The sequence below is a fragment of the Sphingomonas crusticola genome (genome assembly GCF_003391115.1).
In the GTDB taxonomy this organism is placed as follows: domain Bacteria; phylum Pseudomonadota; class Alphaproteobacteria; order Sphingomonadales; family Sphingomonadaceae; genus Sphingomonas_I; species Sphingomonas_I crusticola.
This window is the reverse complement of sequence record NZ_QTJP01000001.1, coordinates 1865834-1886606: the sequence shown is the minus strand read 5'-3', so window position 1 is coordinate 1886606 and position 20773 is coordinate 1865834. Positions and strand designations below refer to the sequence as shown.

Annotated in this window: 19 protein-coding genes; 16 read left to right on the top strand and 3 right to left on the bottom strand. The window is 66.3% G+C overall.

The genetic code is table 11. From position 1 onward, the window contains the following. Positions 1 to 19 precede the first annotated feature (19 nt). Positions 20 to 1276: a glycoside hydrolase family 172 protein gene (locus DX905_RS08930; protein ID WP_116091043.1), complete on the top strand. Its 1257-nt coding sequence runs from the start codon at positions 20 to 22 to the stop codon at positions 1274 to 1276. 399 nt (positions 1277 to 1675) lie between these two features. After that, complete coding sequence (locus tag DX905_RS08925; RefSeq protein WP_240320790.1) at positions 1676 to 2614, top strand: DUF5996 family protein; 939 nt, start codon at positions 1676 to 1678, stop codon at positions 2612 to 2614. 40 nt (positions 2615 to 2654) lie between these two features. Here the strand turns inward: DX905_RS08925 and DX905_RS08920 are convergent, their stop codons facing one another. Beyond that, complete coding sequence (locus DX905_RS08920; protein WP_116091041.1) at positions 2655 to 3767, bottom strand: TolB-like translocation protein; 1113 nt, start codon at positions 3765 to 3767, stop codon at positions 2655 to 2657. 256 nt (positions 3768 to 4023) lie between these two features. Here DX905_RS08920 and DX905_RS08915 point away from each other — a divergent pair, with 256 nt between their 5' ends. From DX905_RS08915 to DX905_RS08895, 5 genes are all read left to right on the top strand, one after another. Continuing rightward, the gene (locus DX905_RS08915; protein ID WP_162875536.1) at positions 4024 to 4455 is read left to right on the top strand and encodes a hypothetical protein; all 432 of its coding nucleotides are present in this window, start codon (positions 4024 to 4026) and stop codon (positions 4453 to 4455) included. A 72-nt stretch (positions 4456 to 4527) separates the two neighbouring features. Further along, the gene (locus DX905_RS08910) at positions 4528 to 4800 is read left to right on the top strand and encodes a PadR family transcriptional regulator (RefSeq protein WP_116091039.1); all 273 of its coding nucleotides are present in this window, start codon (positions 4528 to 4530) and stop codon (positions 4798 to 4800) included. Continuing rightward, entirely contained in the window at positions 4797 to 5438 is a 642-nt protein-coding gene (locus DX905_RS08905; RefSeq protein ID WP_116091038.1) for a hypothetical protein, read from the top strand. Before DX905_RS08910 ends, DX905_RS08905 begins: the two co-directional genes overlap by 4 nt. 272 nt (positions 5439 to 5710) lie before the next feature. Further along, positions 5711 to 6517: a COG4705 family protein gene (locus DX905_RS08900; protein WP_116091037.1), complete on the top strand. Its 807-nt coding sequence runs from the start codon at positions 5711 to 5713 to the stop codon at positions 6515 to 6517. Continuing rightward, on the top strand, positions 6514 to 7269 hold the full coding sequence (locus DX905_RS08895) for a hypothetical protein (protein WP_116091036.1): 756 nt from the start codon (positions 6514 to 6516) through the stop codon (positions 7267 to 7269). The genes DX905_RS08900 and DX905_RS08895 overlap by 4 nt, the downstream gene beginning before the upstream one ends. A 197-nt stretch (positions 7270 to 7466) precedes the next feature. On the opposite strand, the gene DX905_RS08890 is transcribed toward DX905_RS08895, so the two are convergent. Further along, positions 7467 to 8261: an SDR family NAD(P)-dependent oxidoreductase gene (locus DX905_RS08890; protein WP_116091035.1), complete on the bottom strand. Its 795-nt coding sequence runs from the start codon at positions 8259 to 8261 to the stop codon at positions 7467 to 7469. 136 nt (positions 8262 to 8397) lie between these two features. Further along, positions 8398 to 9543 carry an L-lactate dehydrogenase gene (locus tag DX905_RS08885; protein WP_116091034.1) on the bottom strand — a complete coding sequence of 382 codons (1146 nt, stop codon included), beginning with the start codon at positions 9541 to 9543 and terminating at the stop codon, positions 8398 to 8400. Between the two features lie 173 nt (positions 9544 to 9716). On the opposite strand from DX905_RS08885, the gene DX905_RS08880 reads away from it, so the two are divergent. The 9 genes from DX905_RS08880 to DX905_RS08840 all read left to right on the top strand — a co-directional run bounded on the left by DX905_RS08880 (position 9717) and on the right by DX905_RS08840 (position 20752). After that, positions 9717 to 10610 (top strand): ABC transporter ATP-binding protein, encoded by an 894-nt coding sequence (locus DX905_RS08880; protein WP_116091033.1) that lies wholly within the window; start codon positions 9717 to 9719, stop codon positions 10608 to 10610. A gap of 5 nt (positions 10611 to 10615) precedes the next feature. Then, complete coding sequence (locus tag DX905_RS08875; RefSeq protein ID WP_116092436.1) at positions 10616 to 14203, top strand: ABC transporter permease/M1 family aminopeptidase; 3588 nt, start codon at positions 10616 to 10618, stop codon at positions 14201 to 14203. Positions 14204 to 14234: 31 nt separating this feature from the next. Then, positions 14235 to 14711, top strand: coding sequence for an OsmC family protein (locus DX905_RS08870; protein WP_240320789.1), 477 nt, complete (start codon positions 14235 to 14237; stop codon positions 14709 to 14711). A gap of 107 nt (positions 14712 to 14818) precedes the next feature. Further along, positions 14819 to 15571 (top strand): class I SAM-dependent methyltransferase, encoded by a 753-nt coding sequence (locus tag DX905_RS08865; protein WP_116091032.1) that lies wholly within the window; start codon positions 14819 to 14821, stop codon positions 15569 to 15571. Between the two features lie 6 nt (positions 15572 to 15577). Beyond that, positions 15578 to 16960, top strand: coding sequence for a glycoside hydrolase family 47 protein (locus DX905_RS08860; RefSeq protein WP_162875535.1), 1383 nt, complete (start codon positions 15578 to 15580; stop codon positions 16958 to 16960). 58 nt (positions 16961 to 17018) lie between these two features. Next, positions 17019 to 17897: an aldose 1-epimerase family protein gene (locus tag DX905_RS08855; RefSeq protein ID WP_116091031.1), complete on the top strand. Its 879-nt coding sequence runs from the start codon at positions 17019 to 17021 to the stop codon at positions 17895 to 17897. Positions 17898 to 17961: 64 nt separating this feature from the next. Further along, positions 17962 to 19011 (top strand): type III polyketide synthase, encoded by a 1050-nt coding sequence (locus DX905_RS08850; protein ID WP_116091030.1) that lies wholly within the window; start codon positions 17962 to 17964, stop codon positions 19009 to 19011. Further along, positions 19008 to 19703, top strand: a complete 696-nt coding sequence (locus tag DX905_RS08845; RefSeq protein ID WP_116091029.1) for a methyltransferase domain-containing protein — start codon at positions 19008 to 19010, stop codon at positions 19701 to 19703. The genes DX905_RS08850 and DX905_RS08845 overlap by 4 nt, the downstream gene beginning before the upstream one ends. Beyond that, positions 19682 to 20752 (top strand): NAD(P)/FAD-dependent oxidoreductase, encoded by a 1071-nt coding sequence (locus tag DX905_RS08840; protein ID WP_116091028.1) that lies wholly within the window; start codon positions 19682 to 19684, stop codon positions 20750 to 20752. The genes DX905_RS08845 and DX905_RS08840 overlap by 22 nt, the downstream gene beginning before the upstream one ends. Positions 20753 to 20773: the final 21 nt, after the last annotated feature.

Genomic DNA, 20773 nt, shown 5'->3' with positions numbered 1-20773 from the left:
CCAGCAGAGGGAGGTTGCGATGCGGTCAAGCTGCGCTGCCCTGATCGCCTTGGTCGCTTTGTGCGCTTCGCCGGTCCGCGCGCAAGATTCGCGCGAAGCCTGGTATCGCGCGCAGCCGGGAACCGTCACGCGCTGGGCCAGCCCGGAAAACCCAACCGCGCAGAAGGGCGCCGGCGGGGTCGAGAATGCGGGTGCGAAGGGGCGTGCATACCAAACCATCCCTGCGGGCCAGGCGCTCGTGCTGGCGGATGTCGCGGGCGCCGGCATAATCGATCGTATCTGGATGACGATCGACGACCGGTCTCCCGAAATGCTGCGCGCGTTGCGGCTCGACATCTATTGGGACGGCGCCAGCACGCCCGCTGTATCGGTACCGCTTGGCGATTTCTTCGGCGCCGGCGCCGGCGCGCTTGTGCCGATGGATAGCGCGCTCATTGCGAGCCCGGAGGGCAGGTCCTTTATTTCCTATATCCCGATGCCGTTCCGCAAGCGCGCCCGCATGGTGGTGACCAACGAATCCGCCAGGGAATTGGCGATGCTCTTCTATGATGTCGACATGCGCAAAATGGGCAGCGTGCCGGCGGACGCGCTGTATTTTCACGCCCATTGGAGCCGCACTCGCGCAACCACGCCCGGCGTGGCGTTCCCGATATTGCCGCCGGTCAAAGGTCATGGCCGGTTCCTCGGCAGCATCGTGACCGTATTTGCGGACCCGCGCTATGGCAGGAGCTGGTTCGGCGAGGGAGAAGCCAAGGTCTATATCGATGGCGACGGTGCTACGCCGACATTGGTCGGAACCGGGACCGAGGATTATATCGGCACGGCCTGGGGACAAGGTGCTTTTGTTGGCCGTTTCCAGGGCTCGCCGGTCGCGGATGAGCCGCATGGCCGCTGGACCTTCTATCGTTTTCACGTGCCCGATCCGATCCTGTTCGATCGCGATATTCGGGTCGACCTTCAGCAGATCGGCGGCGCACCGAAGGCGGACGTCATCCGCATGCAGGGCGCCGGCGTGCCCCTGCGACCCATTACGGTCGATCCGGGTCGGCGATCGGATTTTCGGCAGCTGATCGCCAAGCCGGTTGATCTGACGGATCCCAGCGTGCCCGACGGGTGGACGAATTATTATCGCAGCGACGACGTGTCGGCCGTCGCCTATTTCTACCTCGATCGACCCGCAGACGGCCTGCCATCGCTGGCAAACGTCGCGGATCGGACGGCGGCGCTGCGTCCCCCCGCATCCGACGACAAGAACCCCGAAGCGGCCAGAAAATAACTTCCGCCTTAAACGCGCGGAGATTCCAACACCGACGGAGCTCGAGCGCGATCTGCCGATGTGCGCGTCGCGAAGCTGCGCGTCCGGGGTGAGAGCAATGGCAAGAAGCCGATGCCGTCGGCGCGAAAAAAAACACCAGAAACGAACTTGATGATTTGCGGTAGCGGCGAGCGTCTGCAGGCCGCGGAGACGCGGCAATCCGGCGCGGGCGACGCACGCACCCACCGATCCGCGCCGCCGTCACGCCACTACCAATCTGAGAAAGAGCCGAAAGTGCGTCACGTCGTACGCCTTATGCGTACAAATGTCAAGTTTGACCGGGCGCCAGGTGGTATATGACAATGCGCTGAGCGTGACCAATTTGGACGGGTGGGAATGCCGCCAGTAAGGATTGAAGCGGTGACCCACGGTTGGCCCGATCTGTCATCGCTCGATCTCGCGCCGACGATCGAGGCGCTGCATCTCTGGTCGCAGGTGGTGGGCAAGGTCCGCCTGAGGATGACGCCGTGGGAAAATCACGCCTGGCATGTGCCGCTCTATCTGTCGGCGCGCGGGCTGACGACCGGGCTCATCCCCGCCGACGGGCGTTCGTTCACGATCGAATTCGATTTCATCGCCAGCCGGCTGGAGCTGCGGGCGAGCGATGGCGCGCATGCCGACGTGGCGTTGCGGGCGCAAAGCGTGCGCGACTTTCACGAAGCGACCATGGCCGCGCTGGCGGAGATCGGCATCGCCGTGCGGATCGACCGCATGCCGTCCGAGATTCCCGATGCGGTGCCGTTTCACAAGGACACGAGGCCGCGCGCCTATGATCCGGACGTGGCGGCAACCTATTGGCGCGCGTTGGTGGAGATCGGACGTGTGTTCCAGATTTTCCGGACGCGGTTCGTGGGCAAATGCAGCCCGATCCATTTATTCTGGGGCGCGTTCGATCTCGCGGTCACGCGCTTTTCGGGGCGCGCGGCGCCGCCGCATCCCGGCGGCGCGCCCAACATGCCCGACGCGGTCGCGCGCGAAGCCTATTGCCGGGAGGTGTCGAGCGCCGGCTTCTGGCCGGGCCTGGAGATCGCCGCCGGCCCCAGCTTCTACAGCTACGCCTATCCGGCCCCGGCGGGCTTCGCGCAGGCGCCGGTCCGGCCATCCGCCGCGACGTTCGATGCGGCCCTGGGTGAATTTTTGCTGCCTTATGCGGCGGTGATCGCCAGCGGCGATCCGGACGCGGCGCTACTGGAGTTTCTGGAAAGCACCTACGAAGCCGCCGCCAATCTTGCCGGCTGGGATCGCGCGCACCTTGAGCGATCGTCCGGACCGCTCGGCCACCCGCCGCTGGGGAGCTAAGGACTCAAACGCCGCGATAAACGCCGCACCGCGCCACAGTCTATGAAGGCGGCAATTTGATGAGCACGATGCCGTTGCCCGTTCCGGCATCATCAGCCAGGGTCGCGAGCTGGGCGGCGGCCCATTTGCCGTCGCGGCTGACGACGGGATTGGAGATTTTATAGGGTCCGTAATCCTGCCCGAAGGTTACGCGCGACAGAATCTGGTCCGGGCCTTTGGCGAAGTCGAAGCGGCAGAGATCGAGCGGACCGGCGAGCCGCGGCCCGCATTCGATCAGCGCCCATTTGCCGTCGGGCGCGGTGCCTTCGATCTCGGCATACATGTCGGTCTTGGTATAATATGTGACGACCTTCCCGGTCGCGACGTTCACGCCGACGATCTTCTCGCCGAGGAGCGCGGGGGCGCCCTTGTCGCCCCGCAGCGCGGTGCGGTTCGTCATGTAGCAGGGGGCGAGGATCTCGCTGTCGCCGTTGCGGAAATCCTGCGGCTCCCAATAGCAGTCCGCGATATCCATCGCCTTGACCAGCTTGCGATTGGCGAGGCTGGCATGGAGCCCGTCCGGCGCAACCCGCACGTCGGCGACGTACATGTTCGCCCAGGCGTGGCCGTCGACCGTCTGCGTCATGTCGTGCGGCACGTTTTCCGCCCAGGCGATCTTGTTGGCGGTGCGCGACAAGGCGAAGCCCTCGTGCAGCTGCGCGTCCAGCGGCAGCAGCGGCGCGCCGGGCCTCTTGCCGAGGAAGAACAGATCGGTGTCGGTCGCGCGCACCTTGCGGGTTTCGTCGCGCGTGGCGAATTGCAGTTTGCCGAGGCTGCGGAAGCCCGAAATGATGAAGTTGCCGTCGGCGAGATACTGGACGCGCAGGATGGTCTTGTGCGCGATATGCGCGGTGAGGTTGCGCGTCAGCCCGGTGCTCCGATCATATTCGAAAGCGTCGTAATCGCCGACGAAGGCGATCTTGCGGCCGTCGGGCGAAAAGGCCGCGCGCTCGCCGAAATAGGAGATCTGGCTGGAGCCGGGCGGGAGCCCCCGGGTCGGACCGGAATCGGGATGCTTCACGGAGAAATCGAGCGGCGGCTGGGCCGGCGCGGCACCCGCCGCGAGCAAAGCGGCCGCGACACCAAGGCTCATTTTGAAAAGATCGATGCGCATGACATCCCTCCCTGTCGCGATCCGCTTTCGCCCGATCGCCCGTTGAGGACGTCTCCGGCGGCGCGCTTCCCACGACCCTTTGCTACCGCACCGCCGCTCGGGCGGCTACGACGCGCGGGCATCGTCGTGCCCACCAGATGGGAAAGACCGGCATCGCGACGGCGATCGTCACGCGCCGGCCGTGCAAGCCTCACACGCACGCGCTTGACTCTTAAATCTACATATGTCGTACTTTGCCCGCCTGCAGGGGGAAGCCATGACGATCGAGGTGTCACCGACCGGGAAAGTCGCGCGGTTGGGGGCGCATCATCGGTGGACGATCGGGGCGGCGGGCGTGGTCGCGGTCGTGCTGACGGCGCTCATCGTCCTGATGAAACCGTCGGCCCCGCGAGGATGGGAGAATGGCAGCTTTCTCAACGATTGCTGCGGAGGTCTGACGTTGCACGATGGGGAGATGGCCCTCAACGGCAAGCCAGCGACCCGCTACACAATTGGGCGCGACGCAGGCGGCTTTTATGTCCTGCCCCGCTTCTATGTCGGCGGCATGGACAATCTCGGTTTCGAGATCGACGGCTCGCGCCCGGCGGCCAAGCTGCGGCTCGATCGCCTTCCCGATCCGCAAGAGGTGCAGGTCCCGGGCGCCCGCGAGACCTTCCTGTTCGAGCGACGACCGGGCGTTGTTCCTTGATGGCCAACTTGACATCTAATTCTACCTAGGTTGTTTTAGCCCGTGGCCCGCAACCGACGACCGTCCAGGCAGATGCTCATCCTCCTCGAGGCGCTGGCCGCGCGCGCGCAGCAATGGCATCATGGCTACGAGCTGATGAAAGAGACGGGGCTGCTGTCGGGCACGCTCTATCCGCTGCTGATGCGTATGGCCGACCAGGGGCTGATCGAAGCCGAATGGCGCGAACCGGCGCAGCTCGGCCGGCCCGCACGCCATGCTTATCGGCTCACGTCAGCGGGGATCGCCCTGGCGCAGGCGACGGCCGATAAATGCGTCGCGACACCCGCCAAGCTTGCCTTAGCATGACCATAGCCGCTGCGCGGGGGGTGCTGGCATTGGCCGTCCGCTGTCTCGGCACGGATCGCGGGGAGTGGGGCCTGGCGATGGAAGCGGAGTTCGAAACGGCGGTCGAAGACGGCAAGCCATTGGTCTTCGCGAGCGGCTGCCTGATCGCCGCATGGCGTGAAATGGTCCGACAGGGCGAAGGGCGTCTGGTGCTCGCAAAATACGCACTCGCGCTCGGGCTGCTCCTGCCGATGGCCGTCCTCCAGTTCGAGCGGGCGATCGGCTTCTCGTCCTTTTTCTGGGGCGCCGCTGCCTATGGCATGCCGGGGTCCGGCGCGGGACCGAACCCTTATCTGGTCTGGTCCCAGATCAGCGCGGTGCCGGTGCTGCTGATCCTGTGGCTTTCGCTCGCCATGGCACATCTTGGTCTGGCGTGGGTCGTGGTGGACGGGGACTGGCCGCGTGTCGTCAAGTTCGTCGCCCTGATCGGCGCGGCGACGATCACGTTGTTCCTGTTCATGGGCGTCCTGTTGCTGGATCTGTCGCCGCTGATTTCGCAGGGCACGGCATTGGCAATCGAGCTCGCCGCAATTGTCGCCGCCGCACGATGGCATGCCCGACTGTTTTCGGCCGCGTCGCCCGAATTGCTCGCCCGCTAAGCGTCACGCGGAGCGATAGCCGAGTCTTAACCAAGCTCAAGCGATCGTCGGCGAGATCACGCGCTCCGCTCGGATCGCCGAGCCGGAGGTGCAAGCGGACGTCCATGCTTATACCGGCAAACAGGCCTATAGGGCGTGCGTCGGCCGACTTGCCTGAGCAACCAGGCGTCGGATCGTCACGGTTTTAAGCTGCGGATTTGGCGCGACGCCGCCGTCCTCTGAGGCGCATGGCGGCAGGCCGTCCGGCCACGTGATGGGAGCAAGGAAGCGCTATGGATGACCGCACGAAGGACATGCTCGCCAAAGTGCCGGCGGTGACGCTCGGTTTCTGGGTCATCAAGATTCTCGCCACGACCTTGGGCGAGACCGGCGGCGACGCGGTCTCGATGACCTGGTTGGGCGAGACCACGCCCAGCGCGGAGCAATCGTGGATCAACGGCTATCTTGCCGGTACCCTGCTGTTCGGGCTGTTGCTGGTCGGTCTGGTCTGGGCGCAGATCCGCGCGCGCCGCTTCAACCCCTGGCTCTATTGGGCGACGATCGTCGCTTCCACCACCTGCGGCACCACCTTGGCCGACTTCGCCGATCGCTCGCTAGGCATCGGCTATCCCGGCGGCACGCTCCTGCTGCTCGCCTGCGTGCTCGCGTCGCTGTTCGCCTGGCACCGCACGCTCGGCACGATCGCGGTCGACAGCGTGACGAGCCCGCGCGCCCAACTCTTCTATTGGATCACCATCACCTTCTCGCAGACCCTGGGCACCGCGCTCGGCGACTGGGCGGCCGACGCCGGCTTGGGCTATGCGGGCGGTGCCATGCTGTTCGGGGCCGGGCTGGCGGTGCTCGCCCTTCTCTATTTCGCCACCGGCATCAGCCGCGTCGTGCTCTTCTGGACCGCCTTCATTCTCACGCGCCCGCTCGGCGCCACCGTCGGCGATTTCTTCGACAAGCCGCGCGATCATGGCGGCCTCGATATCAGCCGGCCGCTCGCCTCGCTGATCCTCGCGGTGGCGATCGTCGCGCTGATCCTGATCCTGCCCCAACGGGCGGGCCGCCATCCGGCCGGTGACGCCGCGCGATGACGCAGCCCGGACGGCGACGCCGCGGCCGCCGCACTGGCGCGCTCCTGCTCAGCCTAGCGTTGGCCGGGGCTGCCAGGGCCGGCCCACCCTTTCTGACAGACGATCCCGAGCCGACCGACACCGGCCATTGGGAGATTTATGCCCCCTTTGCCGACGTCGACGGGCGCGGTGGCGATTATGGCGGCGGCTTCGGCGCCGAGCTCAATTACGGCGCGGCCGAGGGCGTGCAGCTGACATTCGGACTACCGGTCAGCTACGCCCATGACGCAAGCGGCCTGCACGCAGGGCGAGGCGATCTCGAAGCGTCGGTCAAATACCGCTTCTATCATGATGAGACCGCCGCCCTGTCGGTCGCGTTTTTCCCCGGGGTGACCCTGCCGACGGCACGGCGCGGCTTCGGCCACCGCCGGGTGACGGCTTTGCTGCCGCTGTGGGTGCAGAAGGATGCCGGTAAGTGGTCCGTCTTCAGCGGCGGCGGCTATGCGATCAATCCCGGCGTCGGCAATCGCGGTTATTGGACCGGCGGGGCCGCGCTTGCGCGCGCCGTAAGCGAGCGCCTGTTGATCGGAGTGGAGGTCAACCGCACCGGCGCCGATGCCGTCGACAGCCGGGCGACGACCAGCTTCGGCCTGGGCATGATCCTCAAGCTCGGCGGCCCTTTCCGATTGCTCGGCTCGGGCGGGCCGACCTTCACCGACGGCCATGCCGGGACCGGCTTCCACGCCTTCATGGCGTTGGGCATCGATATTTGAAGACGACGGCGCGCGACCGGCTGCGACCCTGTGGAGCGCTGCACCTCGCGCCCCTGCACAAGTCGTACGGCGACCCATCGCCGATGGCGCGGCGCGGCGTTCGGAATAAGCGGCACTGCCATGACGGGCGCCGATTGGGCGCTTAGCTGCCTTACGTTGTGGCCTGAACGAACGTCACTGATCGCGCCACCGAGCGCTCAAGCGATAGTCGGCACGATCCCACCCTCCGCCCGAATGGCGGCCCCGTTGGTGGCCGCCGCAAGCGGGCTGGCGAGGAAGGCGACCATCGCGCCGATCTCGTCCGCTTCGATGAAGCGGCGGATCAGCGAGAGCGGGCGCATTTTCTCGAAGAACAATTTCTCCGCCTCCTCATCCGACTGCGCTTCGGGCAGCACGCTCTTCACGAAATCGACGATGCCTTCGGAGCGGGTCGGGCCGGGCATGACCGAATTGACGGTGACGCCGGTGCCGACGGTCTGCGCGGCGAGGCCGCGGGCGATGGCGAGCTGCGCGGTCTTGGTGGTGCCGTAGTGGATCATCTCCTGCGGGATGACGAGGCTGCTTTCGGACGAGATGAAGATGATGCGACCCCAATTGCGGGCGAGCATCCGGGGGAAATAATGGCGCGCGAGCCGCGCGCCGGAGACGACGTTGACCTCGAACAGATGATGCCAGTCGGCGTCGCTGATGTCGGTGAAGGCCTTGGCTTCGTAGATGCCGAGATTGTTGACCAGGATGTCCGCGTCCGGAACCGCCGCGATCAAGGTTTCGGCGCCCGCGGCGGTGGCGACATCGGCGAGGATGGCGCGGACCGTGCCGGCGCCGTCGGCGAATGCGGCGATCTCGCGCGCGGCGGCATCGAGCTTGTCCTGGTTGCGGCCGGTGATCGTGACCGCGACGCCTTCGGCGGCGAGCCGCGCAGCGATGGCGAGGCCGATGCCCGCGGTCGATCCGGTGACGATCGCGCTTTTGCCGGCGAGTTTCAGATCCATGAGATGCTCCTGTTCAAGCGCGGATATGGCAACGCCGGCCTGGGAAGGCGGGCGCCTAGCAATTTTGGGACATGTAGGTGTTCGGGTCCGGCTAAGGAACCCGCGGAGGCGCGCCGGCGAGGCGCCGCGTATGGGTTCAGCCGTCGACGAGAATGTCGCGGCTGACGGTACGAACGTCGCGCTGACCGGTCAGCGCCATCGCCACCGCCAATTCATGACGCATCAGTTCGAGCATGCGCGTCACGCCGGCGCCGCCCTGCGCGCCGAGGGCGAAAGCCCAGGCCCGCCCGAGCAATATGCCGCGCGCGCCGAGCGCGAGCGCGCGCAGGATGTCGACCCCGGAGCGAATGCCGCCGTCCATCAGCACGTCGGCGCGGCCGGCGACCGCCTCCACCACCGCCGGCAGGGCCGCGATCGACGACGGCGCGCCGTCGAGCTGGCGGCCGCCATGGTTGGAGACGATGATCGTCCCGGCGCCCGCCGTGATCGCATCGCGCGCATCGTCGGGATCGAGAATGCCCTTGATCGCCAGGCGCCCATGCCAATGCTGCCGCAGCCAATCGAGATCGGCCCATGTGATCGAGGCATCGAAATTGCGCCCGACCCAGGCGGTGAACTCAGCGAGACCGGCGCCGTCCGGCATGCAGGGCGCGAAATTGCCGAGCGTATGCGGGCGGCCCCAAAGGCCCACGTCCCACGCCCAGGCGGGGTGGCGCGCTATCTCGACCGCGCGCGTCATCCGGGCGGCAAGCCCCTGCTGCCCGGTCAGGCCGGTGCGCAGGTCGCGGCGGCGCGGCGAATGGACGATCAGGTCGACGGTGAGGATCAAGGTCTCGACCCCCGCCGCGGCGGTGCGCGCGAGCAGCTCGGCCATGAAGCCGCGATCCTTGATCATGTAGAGCTGGAGCATGACCGGTTTGGTGACGCCGCGCCCCACCTCCTCGATCGCGCAACAGGACGAGGAGGAGAGGATGAAGGGGATGCCCGCCGCTTCGGCCGCGCGCGCCGCCTGGACCTCGCCCCGGCGCGCATAGAGGCCGGCGAGCCCGATCGGGGCGAGCGCGACCGGAAAGGCCGCTTCCTGCCCCAGCATGGTCGTGCCGGGCGAAATTTCGGACACGTCGCGCATCACGCGCTGGCGCAGCTTGAGCTGCCTGAGGTCGGCCTCGTTGGCGCGCAGCGTATCCTCGGCATAGGAGCCGCCGTCGATATAATCGAACAGGAAGCGCGGCAGCCGGCGGCGGGCGAGTTCGCGAAAGTCTTCGATCGAGGCGGGGGTCATCGGCTACCCATCAGCGTGCGGGCCACACGGATGTCTCCCTGGCGAGGCAAGGGCAAGTCCCACGTCGACGAGGCCGTGAGAAGGTGAGCGCCGATGCCGTCGGCATCCCGCGATTTAGTGCTTTAGCTTTCTAACACACGCGCTAGAATTGCTCCCCACAGGGAGAATTTCGCGTGCTCGAACTCACCGCCGTCACCCATATCTATGCCAACGGAACGCGCGCGCTCGACGACGTGACGCTCAGCATCCCGAAGGGCATGTACGGCCTGCTGGGACCGAATGGTGCGGGCAAGTCGACGCTGATGCGCTCGCTCGCGACATTGCAGACGCCGACCAGCGGCAGCATCCGCTTCGGCGAGCTCGACGTCATCGCCAACCCTGAGAAATTGCGGGAGCGGCTCGGCTACCTGCCGCAGGATTTCGGCGTCTATCCGCGCGTGTCAGCCTATGACATGCTCGATCATATGGCGGTGCTCAAGGGCATCGCCTCGGCCCCCGAACGCAAGGAAACGGTCGAGACCCTGCTCAACCAGACCAATTTGTGGAATGTGCGGAAGAAGGCGATCGCCGGCTTTTCGGGCGGCATGCGGCAGCGCTTCGGCATCGCCCAGGCGCTGATCGGCAATCCCGATCTGATCATCGTCGACGAGCCGACCGCAGGGCTCGACCCCGAAGAGCGCAACCGCTTCCTCAACCTGCTCGCCGAGATCGGCGACCGCGTCGTCGTGATCCTGTCGACCCACATCGTCGAGGACGTGTCGGACCTGTGCCCGCGCATGGCGGTGCTCGCCGCCGGCAGGATCCAGCTGGAAGGCGCGCCGCTGGAACTGATCCGGCAATCGCGCGGCACGGTGTGGGCCAAGACGATCGAGCGCGACCAGCTGGACGAATATCGCCAGCGCTACGAACTGATCTCGACCCGATTGTTCGCGGGCCGCACGATCGTCCACATATTGTCTCCCTCCGATCCCGGCGAGGGTTTCGAGGCGGTCGATGGCGGGCTGGAGGACGTCTATTTCTCCACGCTCGCGCGCACGCGCCGCGCGCCCGTCGCCGAAGCGGCGTGACGTCGATGTTCGGCAAGATTGCCAGCTTCGAGCTGCGCTACCAGCTGCGCAACCCGGTCTTCTGGGTGGTCGCCATCCTGTTCTTCCTGCTGACCTTCGGGTCGGTCACTGTCGAGCAGATCCAGATCGGCGGCGGCGGCAATATCCACAAGAATGCGCCGGTCGCGATCGCGATGACGCACCTGATCCTGTCGATCTTCTTCATGTTCGTGACGACGGCATTCGTCGCCAACGTGATCGTGCGCGACGACGAAAGCGGCTTCGGGCCGATGGTGCGCTCCACCCGCGTCAGCCGGTTCGACTATCTGTTCGCGCGATTCCTCGGCGCCTTCCTCGCCGCCGCGATCGCGTTCGCGACCGTACCGCTGGCGATGTGGCTGGGTTCGCTGATGCCGTGGATCGATGGCGAGACGCTCGGCGCCAATCGCTGGCACGATTATCTCTACGCCTATTTCGTGCTCGCTCTGCCCAATCTGTTCCTGACCGCGGCGATCTTCTTCGCGGTCGCGACGATGACCCGCTCGATGATGTATTCCTATCTCGCGGTCGTCGTCTTCCTGGTGCTCTACGTCGTGCTCAACACGGTGATCCGCGCCAAGCCCGAATTGCGCGACCTGTCGGGCTATATCGAGCCGTTCGGCATCGGCGTGTTCTCCAACGTCACGCGCTATTGGACGGCGAGCGAATCAAACGCGTCGACCCCGGCCATCAGCGGGGCGTTGCTGCTCAATCGCGCGATCTGGTTCGCGGTCGGCCTCGCCGCGCTGGCGCTGGCCTATTCGCGCTTCCGCTTCTCCGAGCGCGGAGCGTCCAAGCGCGCGATCCGCCGCCAGGCGCGGCGCGAAACCAAGCTGGCCGCGACGCAGCCGCTGCTGGTGACGCAGCTGCCCGCCGCCCGGCCGTCGGCGGCGGCGTGGAGCCAATTATGGGCGCGCTGCCGGTTCGAAATGCGGCTGGTGTTCCGCAGCCCCGCTTTCTTCGTGCTGCTGCTGGTCGGGCTGTTCAACGCGGTCGGCGCGATGCTGTACGCCAACGAGATTTACGGCACGCCCGCGCGACCGCTGGCCTTCGCGCTGATCGGCGATCTTGCCGGATCGTTCAGCATCATCCCGATCATCATCGCCATCTATTATGCGGGCGAGCTCGTCTGGCGCGATCGCGAGCGCAAGATGCACGAAATCATCGACGCGACCGCCTTACCCAACTGGGCCTATATGGTGCCCAAGACGCTCGCGGTGACCGGCGTATTGTTCGCCACCCTGCTGATTTCGGTCGTCGCGGCGATCATCGTCCAGGTTGGGCGCGGCCAGACCGACATCGCGCTCGGCCAATATATCGGCTGGTATCTGCTGCCGCAGACGGTCGACATGGCGATCCTCGCGATTCTCGCGGTCTTCATCCAGGCGCTCAGCCCCAACAAATATGTCGGCTGGGGCATCATGGTCGTCTATCTGGTCGGCACCATCACGCTCCAGAATATCGGCCTCGGCTACCCGCTGTACAATTATGACAGCACCGGCAGCGCGCAGCTTTCCGACATGAATGGCGACCAGATCGGCGGTGCGCTCGGCTGGTGGCTGCGGCTTTACTGGGGCGCGTTCGCGGTGATGCTGGCGGTGCTGGCGCATCTGCTGTGGCGCCGCGGGACCGAAACGCGGTTGCGGCCGCGCCTCGCGCAATTGCCGCGGCGGCTGGTCAGCCCGTCGGGCGCGATCCTGGCGGCTGCGCTGGTCGTGACGGTGGCGACCGGCGCCTTCCTCTATCACAATATGAACGTGCTCAACGTCTACCGCACGCGCGAGGACAGCGACAAACGGCTCGCGCATTATGAGAAGAAATATCTAAAATATGAAAAGCTGCTCCAGCCGTCGCTGACCGACATCAGCATGAAGGTCGCGCTTTACCCGGCCGAGCGGCGCGCGGAGACGCAAGGTACCTACCGCTTCGTCAACGATACCGGCGCGCCGCTCAAGGTGCTGCACGTCCGGCTGCCGAGCGAACAGACGCGGATCGTGGCGATCGACATCCCCGGCGCCAGGCTGGCGATGAACGATGCCGACTTCAAATATCGCATCTACCGTTTCGACACGCCGCTTGCGCCCGGTGCGACCGGGACCGTGTCTTTCCGCACCGAGCGGTGGCAGCGCGGGATTCCGGCCAGCAACGACGACACCAGGCTGGTCGCCAACGGCACCTTCCTCGACAATTCCGAGATCGCGCCGCAGATCGGCATGACGCGCGACGGACTGCTGAGCGATCGCGTCAAGCGGCGCAAATATGGGCTGCCGGGTGAACTGCGCAAAGCCAAGCTGGAGGATGTGTCGGCGCAGCGCCGCAATTATGTTGGCGATGCCGATTGGGTGCGTTCGGACATCATTGTCTCGACCGATGCCGGCCAGGTGCCGATCGCGCCGGGCCGCAAGGTCAGCGACATCACCCGGGGTGCGCGCCGCACCGCCCATTTCGTCTCGGGCGCGCCGATCCTGGCTTTCTTCTCGGTCCAGTCCGCAGCCTATGCCGAGAAGTCGGAAATGGCCGACGGCGTCAAGCTGACCGTCTATTACGATCCGAAACACAGCTTCAATGTCGATCGGATGCTGGCGGCGATGAAGGTGTCGCTGGCTTATTACCGCGCCCATTTCGGGCCCTATCAATTCGATTATGCGCGCATCATCGAATTCCCCGGCTATGCCAGCTTCGCGCAGGCCTTCGCCGGCACCATCCCTTATTCCGAAAAGATCGGCTTCATTGCCGACACGCACGATCCCGAGAAGATCGACTATGTGACCTATGTCACCGCGCACGAACTGGGCCACCAATATTGGGCGCACCAGATCATCAGCGCCGACATGCAGGGCGGCACGATCCTGGTGGAGACCATGGCGCAATATTCGGCGCTGATGGTGATGAAGCACCTCTATGGCGAGGACAAGATCCGCCGCTTCCTCAAATATGAGCTCGACAATTATCTGCGCTCGCGCGGATCCGAACGGATCGAGGAACTGCCGCTCGATCGCGTCGAGGATCAGGGCTACATCCATTATCGCAAGGGCGCGGTCGTGATGTATTTGCTGCAGGACCGCTTGGGCGAGGACCGCGTCAACCACATGCTGGCGCAATTGCTCGACAAATATCGCTTCAAGAGCCAGCCTTATCCGCGCTCGCTCGATCTGGTGAACGGCTTCCTGTCGCTCGCGCGCACAGCGGGGGAGCGCCAGCTGGTGCTCGACCTGCTCGATCGCATCACCGTCTACGATCTCAAGGCCAAGACCGCGACCGTGCGCAAGCTGGCCGACGGCAATTTCGAAACCGCGATCTCCATCGATGCCGCCAAATATTATGCCAATGGCACCGGCGTCGAGAAACAGGCGCCGCTCGCCGATCAGATCGACATCGGCCTGTTCGACCGGCGTCCCGGGCTCGGCGCCTTCGCGGCGAAGGATGTCATCTCGATGGAGCGGGAACCCGTCAGATCGGGCCAGCAGCTGATCCGGGTGATCTCGAAGCGCAAGCCGGCGTTCGCGGGCGTCGATCCCTATAATAAATATATTGACCGCAACAGCGACGACAATGTGGTGGCGGTCGCCGGTTGAGGCATGGAAGGTGCCGGAAAGGCGGAAGCACGTGGGCCTGCTGAAGCAGCATGAATATTCCAGCCATGTCGCGTGGACCGGCAATCGCGGCGAGGGCACGGCCAGCTATCGCGGCTATGACCGGACGTGGGACATCGCGATCCCCGGCAAGCCGGTCGTCCATTGTTCGAACGATCCGCTGCTGGGCGGCAATCCCGCGCTCGCCAATCCGGAGGATCTGCTGCTGTCGTCGCTCGCGGCATGCCACATGCTCTGGTATCTTCATTATGCCAGCGAGGCCGGCATCGTGGTCGAATCCTACAGCGACACGCCGATCGGTATCGGCGAAAGCAGCCCGAGCGGCGCGGGGCGCTTCGTGCGCGCGATATTGCGGCCGCAGATCGTCGTGCGCGCGGGCAGCGATCTCGCGCAGGCCGATGCGATCCATCATCGCATCCACGAGGTTTGCTTCATCGCGCGTTCGGTCAATTTCCCGGTTGAGTATCAGCCGCATTGTACCACCGGCTGAAATAGTCGGCAGGCGAGCGCGTCGTGTCGCGAACGACACCGGGTGGCGCGACGGCTCGCACGGAAATTGTTATGGACGCGCATCGATCCAGGGAAGGGGAGAAGGATATGACCAGGTCGCTGAAGTTTGCCGCCGTCGCTTTATTCGCGACCGCGCCGCTCGTCGCGCACGCCGCGGCGCTCCCGCCCGCCATCGCCCGGGCCGCCGCCAATCCCGCGCGCGGGGATCAGGTGAAGCAGGATGCGCGTCGCCACGGCCCCGAAATCCTCGCCTTCGCCGGGGTCAAGCCGGGCGACAAGGTGCTCGATCTGATCCCCGGCGGCGCTTACTGGACGCGGCTGTTCGCCGGCACGGTCGGCCCCAGGGGCCACGTCTACGGCATCTGGCCCAAGCCCTATGCCGACGAGGCGGGACGCGACACGCTCAATTATGCGTCGCTGCCCAAGCAGGGTTATCCTAACGTCACGCTGGCGATCCAGCCGGCGAACGCGCTGACCGTGCCGGAGAAGGTCGATCTGGTCTTCACTGCCCAGAATTATCACGATTATCCCGACGCCTTCATGGGCAAGCTCGACCCGTCGGTGTTCAACAGGGCGGCTTATGCCGCGCTCAAGCCCGGCGGCGTGCTGCTGATCATCGATCATCAGGATGCGCCCGGCACCGGCATGCGCAACACCGACACGCTCCACCGGATCGAAGGGGCGATCGTCAAGCGCCAGGTGATCGCAGCCGGCTTCCGCTTCGTCGGCGAAAGCCGATTGCTCGCGAACCCCGCCGACGACCACAAGAAGAAGGTGTTCGATCCCGCCATCCGCGGCCGGACCGATCAGTTCATCTACAAATTCCGCAAGCCGGCCTGAGTGGCGATGGCCCGCATCGCCCGGCGTAACTTCCTGGCCGCAAGCGCGGCAATGCTCGGCGGCGGCGCGGTGGCACGCGCCACCGCGTCCGCGGACAGCGATTGGGCGGCGCTGGGCGAGGCCGTTAAAAGCGAGATGGCCTGGGCGTGGGATCATTATCGCCAGCGCGCGTGGGGCAAGGATGAGATCAGGCCGGTCAGCGGCGGCGTCTCGAGCTTCCCGCTCAAGACCCACCATCTCGGTCTTAGCCTGATCGAGGCGCTCGACACCTTGTGGGTGATGGGGCTCGACCGGCAGTTCGAGGAGGGCGTGGCGTGGGTGAAAGCCGCGGCCGATTTCGACGTGGACGGCGAGGTCTCCGTGTTCGAGACGTCTATCCGCCTGGTCGGCGGACTGCTCTCGGCGCACCATGCGTGCGGCGATCCGATGTTGCTGGCCAAGGCGCGGGACCTGGCCGACCGGCTGCTGCCGGCGTTCGCGACGCCGACCGGCTTCCCCTATCGTTTCGTCAACCTCCGGACGGGGGCGGTACGCGATCCGCAAACCAATCCGGCGGAGATCGGGAGCTTCCTGCCCGAATGGGCGACGCTCAGCCGGCTGACGGGCGATCCGCGCTATGGCGATGCCGCGCGCAAGGCGCAGCGCGCCTTGTTCGCGAAGCGCTCCAGGCTCGACCTGCTGGCGGTCAAGATCGATGCGCTGACCGGCCAGTGGCTCGATCGCCGTGCGACGGTCGGCTCCTATGCGGACAGCTATTACGAATATCTGTGGGACGGCTGGCAATTGCTCGGCGATCGCGAATGCCTGCGCATGTACCGCGTCTGCACCGCCGCGATCCTGCGCCATCAGCAGGTCCGCCGCGATGGCCAATTGTGGATCGCCGACGTCGATTTCGAAACGGGCGGGGTCATCAGCAGCGAGCAGGACGAACTCGCCTCTTTCTATGGCGGCCTGCTCGGCCAGGGTGGCGCGCGGGCGACAGGGGCAAAGGTGACCGAGAGCTGGGCGGCGCTGCAGGACCGTTTCGGCGTGCTGCCGGAGGCCTATGATTATGCCAGCGGGCAGCCGACCGCCGTCACCAACGCGCTGCGGCCCGAACTGGTCGATGCCGCCTTCAATCTGTGGCTGCTCGACCGCAATCCCCGCTGGCGCGCGATCGCGCGCACGCATTTCCAGGCGATGCAGCGCTGGAACAAGGCGCAATATGGCTACACCGACCTCGCCGACGTGACCGCCACCCCCAAGCGGCAGGCGGATCATTGCCCAGGCTATTGGTGGTCGGAGCAGATGAAATATTATTATCTGCTGTTCGCGGACACGCCGCGCTTCGATTATCGCCGCAATTACCTGACGACCGAGGGCAATATCCTGCTGGGCTTGCGCAAATAGCGGCCGCGACCCCGTCTGCATGGATGCGCTGGCCGCCGCGTATGCATAAGGACGACGCATGACCGACACGATCCGCATCGCCACCGACGCGTTGAGCGCCGAGTTCAGCCTATTGGGCGCGGAGATGCGCGTTTTGCGGGACGAGGCGGGGCGCGACCTTTTGTCCGATGGGCCGCGCGAATATTGGACGGGGCGCGCGCCCTTCCTCTTCCCGATCGTCGGGGCGGTGAATGAGGACGTGATCCATGTCGAGGGGCAGGCCTATCCGATGGCCAAGCACGGCTTCGCGCGGAAAAGCATGTTCACGCTGATCGACCATCAGCCTGCCGCTGCGACCTTCCGGCTCGAATCGAGCGGGGCAACGCGCGCGCAATATCCGTTCGAATTCCGGCTCGACATCGCCGTCGCGATCGAAGGGGCGGCGCTTCACACGTATGTCACCATCTTCAATCCCGGCGACGAGCCCCTGCCCGCGAGCTTCGGCTTCCACCCCGCTTTCCGCTGGCCGCTGCCATGGGGCGGCACGCGCGCCGACCATCGGCTGGTCTTCGCCGAAGACGAACCCGCCCCGATCCGCCGCATCGATACCGCCAACGGTTTGGTCCTGCCCGAACCCCGCGCGACGCCGGTCGAGGGCAAAATGCTGGCGGTGCGCGACGACCTCTTCGTCGACGACGCCATCATTTTCGACGAACTCCACTCGCGCAGCGTCCGCTTCGGCGTTCCCGGCAATCGCATGATCGAGGTTGCGTTCACCGACCTGCCGCTGCTCGGGGTGTGGACCAAGCCGGGTGCGCCATTCCTATGTATCGAGCCCTGGCAGGGGCTGGCCGATCCGGTCGGCTATCGAGGTGAGTTCCGCGCCAAGCCCTATGTGGTCGAGGTGGCGCCGGGCGCCAGCCACGTCCTGAACATGACGATCAGTCTCAAGAACTAAGCAATCGTTCATCTCCGCCGGCGCAAGTGGATCGCTCTCGGTCGGCGACCGTTCTAAGCCGGGGATGCTCCCGATCATTGCCCATATAAACCGAATCGGCACTGCGGTGCCCGACCACGACATTCACGGCCTGTTCGTCGACTGGGCGCATGCGCGCATCGAAGATCCACGCGCCGCCAAGCTGTTCCGGCGCATGGCCGATCGCGCCGGGATCGAGCGACGCTGGTCGGTGCTGACCGCCCCGCCGGGCGGATCCCAGATTGACGGCGGCTTCTATGATGGCGGCATGCCGCCCACGTCGGCGCGGATGACCGTCTATGCCGAAGAGGCGCCGCGGCTTGCGCTGGCGGCGATCGCCCAATTGGGCGAGCTCGGCGAAATCAGCCATATCGTCGTCGCCAGCTGCACCGGCTTCGTCGCGCCCGGCATCGACCAGATCCTTGCGCGCGAGCTTGGGCTGGCGCCGACCGTCGAACGCACGCTCGTTGGTTTCATGGGCTGTTATGCCGCAATCGCCGCCTTGCGCGTCGCGCACCACATCGTCCGCTCGACCCCCGACGCGCGCGTGCTGGTGGTGATGGTGGAGCTTTGTACGCTCCATCTGCAGGGCACGACCGAGCTCGAGCCCTTGCTGGCGATGCTGCAATTCGGCGATGGTGCGGGAGCGGCGATCGTCAGCGCCGAACCCACCGGCTTCGCGATCGATCGCTTCTTCGCCCACACCTTGCCCGACAGCGCCGAACTGATCGGCTGGAAGATCGGTGACGAGGGCTTTGTCATGCATCTTGCCGGCGCGGTGCCCAATCGCATCGGCGAAGCGCTGCACGACGAGATGACCCGCAACGCGTTGCTTGGCGAGGATCGGATCGACCGCTGGGCGGTGCATGCCGGCGGGCGATCGGTGCTCGACGCGGTCGAACGCTCGCTCGACCTGCCGGAAGACGCGCTCGCAGACTCACGTGCGGTCCTGGCGGAAAAAGGCAATATGTCGTCGGCGACCGTCATGTTCGTGCTGGAGCGGATGTTGGCGCGCGGCGGCACCGAAAACGGGCTGACGATCGCTTTCGGGCCCGGCCTTGCCGCCGAAGGCTTTCACTTCCGGAGCGTGGCATGAATCTCGCCGTCCGCTCGCGCGAGCCCGAGCAGATGGATGCGGACGATCTGCCGCCCGACATATTGGCACAGGTTCTCGCCGACCTCGGTCAGGTCAACAGCCTGACCCTGGCACGCCGTCCGACCATCGCCTTCCTCAGGCGCGCGCTGCGCGGCCGGCGCAGCTTCCGCCTGCTCGACGTCGGCTTCGGCGAGGGGGACATGCTGCGTGCCATCGCCCGCTGGGCCGACCGGCACGATATCGACGCCGAACTGGTCGGGATCGATCTCAACCCCAATTCGGCGCCGGCCGCGACCGCGGCGACGCCACCCGACATGCCGATCGCCTATCGCACCGGCGACTATGCCGACCTCGCCGGGCGCGGCTTCGACCTGATCGTCTCGAGCCTGGTCGCGCATCATATGACCGATATGCAGCTGGTCGCCTTCCTGCGCTTCATGGAAGCCGAGGCGCGGCTTGGCTGGATGGTCAACGACATCCACCGCCACCGGCTCGCATATTTCGGCTATCCCATTCTCGCGCGGCTGATGCGGTGGCACCGCATCGTGCGTGAGGACGGCACGCTCTCGATCGCGCGCGGCTTTCGCCCCGCCGAGTGGCCGCCCTTGCTGGCGCAGGCCGCCATTCCCGCCAACGCCGCGCGGGTCGTCCGCCGCTTTCCGTTCCGACTGTGCGTCGAACGGCTCCGCTGATCGTCGGCGGCGGGCCGGCCGGCACGGCCGCCGCGATCACGCTGGCGCGGGGAGGCGTGCCCGCCGATCTGATCGAGCGCACGACGCAGGCGCATGATCCAGTGTGCGGCGGCTTTCTGGGCTGGGATGCGATCGGCGCGCTGCGGAAGCTCGGCATCGACCCCTGGGCATTGGGTGCGCGCCGCATCACCCATGTCCGCGTCCTCGCCGGTGGGCGCCAGGCGGAGGCGGCGCTGCCCCATCCCGCTGCCGGCCTGTCGCGCCGCACGCTCGACGCGGCGCTGCTGGCGGAGGCGGCCAGGCTCGGCGTCGCGATCAGCCGCGGCACGACGGTGCGCCGGATCGAAGGGGGCGAAGTCCACCTCGCCGATGGCGCCGTGCTGACGCCCGACAGCCTGTTCCTCGCCACCGGCAAATATGAGCTGCGTGGCGCCGCCCGCGGATCGGGCAAGCGCGCGCGTGTCGGCCTGCGCGCCGCCATTCCCGCCCAGCCCGATCTGGCCGGCTGGATCGAGCTGCACCTGCTCGATGGCGGCTATGCCGGACTGCTGGTGCAGGATGACGGCCAGGCCAATCTCTGCCTCTCCATCGCCAGCGAACGCCTCGCCGCCGCGGGCGGATCGCCCGAGCGGCTGATCGCGGCGCTCGCGGAGGAAGCGCCGCGTCTGGCGGCGCGCATGTCCGCCCCCGCAACGGCATGGTCGGCGATCGCTGCAGTTCCCTATGGCTGGCGGACGCGGGAGGCGGTGCCCGGCCGCTTCCGCATCGGCGATCAGGCGGCGGTGATCGCGTCGCTCGCGGGCGACGGCATCGCCATCGCGCTGACCAGCGGCCGCAGTGCCGCCGAGGCGTGGCTGGCGGGTGGCCCCGAGGCCGCGTCCACATTCCAGCGTGGCTTCACCCGTCGCTCGGCATGGCCGATCGGCGCCGCCGAAACGCTACGCTACGCATCGGAGCGCCCGTCGCTCGCCAGCCCTTTGCTGTCGCTGGTTGGGATCTTACCGGGCTCGCTCGGGCTGGCGGCGCGCTTGACCCGCATCGGCGCGTGATGCTCAGGCTCGCGCCGAACC

Excerpts from the sequence above, each read along its gene's own strand:
- DX905_RS08930 (WP_116091043.1), top strand. The coding sequence starts at position 20 with ATGCGGTCAAGCTGCGCTGCCCTGATCGCCTTGGTCGCTTTGTGCGCT.
- DX905_RS08920 (WP_116091041.1), bottom strand. The coding sequence starts at position 3,767 with ATGCGCATCGATCTTTTCAAAATGAGCCTTGGTGTCGCGGCCGCTTTG.
- DX905_RS08915 (WP_162875536.1), top strand. The coding sequence starts at position 4,024 with ATGACGATCGAGGTGTCACCGACCGGGAAAGTCGCGCGGTTGGGGGCG.
- DX905_RS08910 (WP_116091039.1), top strand. The coding sequence starts at position 4,528 with ATGCTCATCCTCCTCGAGGCGCTGGCCGCGCGCGCGCAGCAATGGCAT.
- DX905_RS08905 (WP_116091038.1), top strand. The coding sequence starts at position 4,797 with ATGACCATAGCCGCTGCGCGGGGGGTGCTGGCATTGGCCGTCCGCTGT.
- DX905_RS08900 (WP_116091037.1), top strand. The coding sequence starts at position 5,711 with ATGGATGACCGCACGAAGGACATGCTCGCCAAAGTGCCGGCGGTGACG.
- DX905_RS08895 (WP_116091036.1), top strand. The coding sequence starts at position 6,514 with ATGACGCAGCCCGGACGGCGACGCCGCGGCCGCCGCACTGGCGCGCTC.
- DX905_RS08890 (WP_116091035.1), bottom strand. The coding sequence starts at position 8,261 with ATGGATCTGAAACTCGCCGGCAAAAGCGCGATCGTCACCGGATCGACC.
- DX905_RS08885 (WP_116091034.1), bottom strand. The coding sequence starts at position 9,543 with ATGACCCCCGCCTCGATCGAAGACTTTCGCGAACTCGCCCGCCGCCGG.
- DX905_RS08875 (WP_116092436.1), top strand. The coding sequence starts at position 10,616 with ATGTTCGGCAAGATTGCCAGCTTCGAGCTGCGCTACCAGCTGCGCAAC.
- DX905_RS08865 (WP_116091032.1), top strand. The coding sequence starts at position 14,819 with ATGACCAGGTCGCTGAAGTTTGCCGCCGTCGCTTTATTCGCGACCGCG.
- DX905_RS08860 (WP_162875535.1), top strand. The coding sequence starts at position 15,578 with ATGGCCCGCATCGCCCGGCGTAACTTCCTGGCCGCAAGCGCGGCAATG.
- DX905_RS08855 (WP_116091031.1), top strand. The coding sequence starts at position 17,019 with ATGACCGACACGATCCGCATCGCCACCGACGCGTTGAGCGCCGAGTTC.
- DX905_RS08850 (WP_116091030.1), top strand. The coding sequence starts at position 17,962 with ATGCTCCCGATCATTGCCCATATAAACCGAATCGGCACTGCGGTGCCC.
- DX905_RS08845 (WP_116091029.1), top strand. The coding sequence starts at position 19,008 with ATGAATCTCGCCGTCCGCTCGCGCGAGCCCGAGCAGATGGATGCGGAC.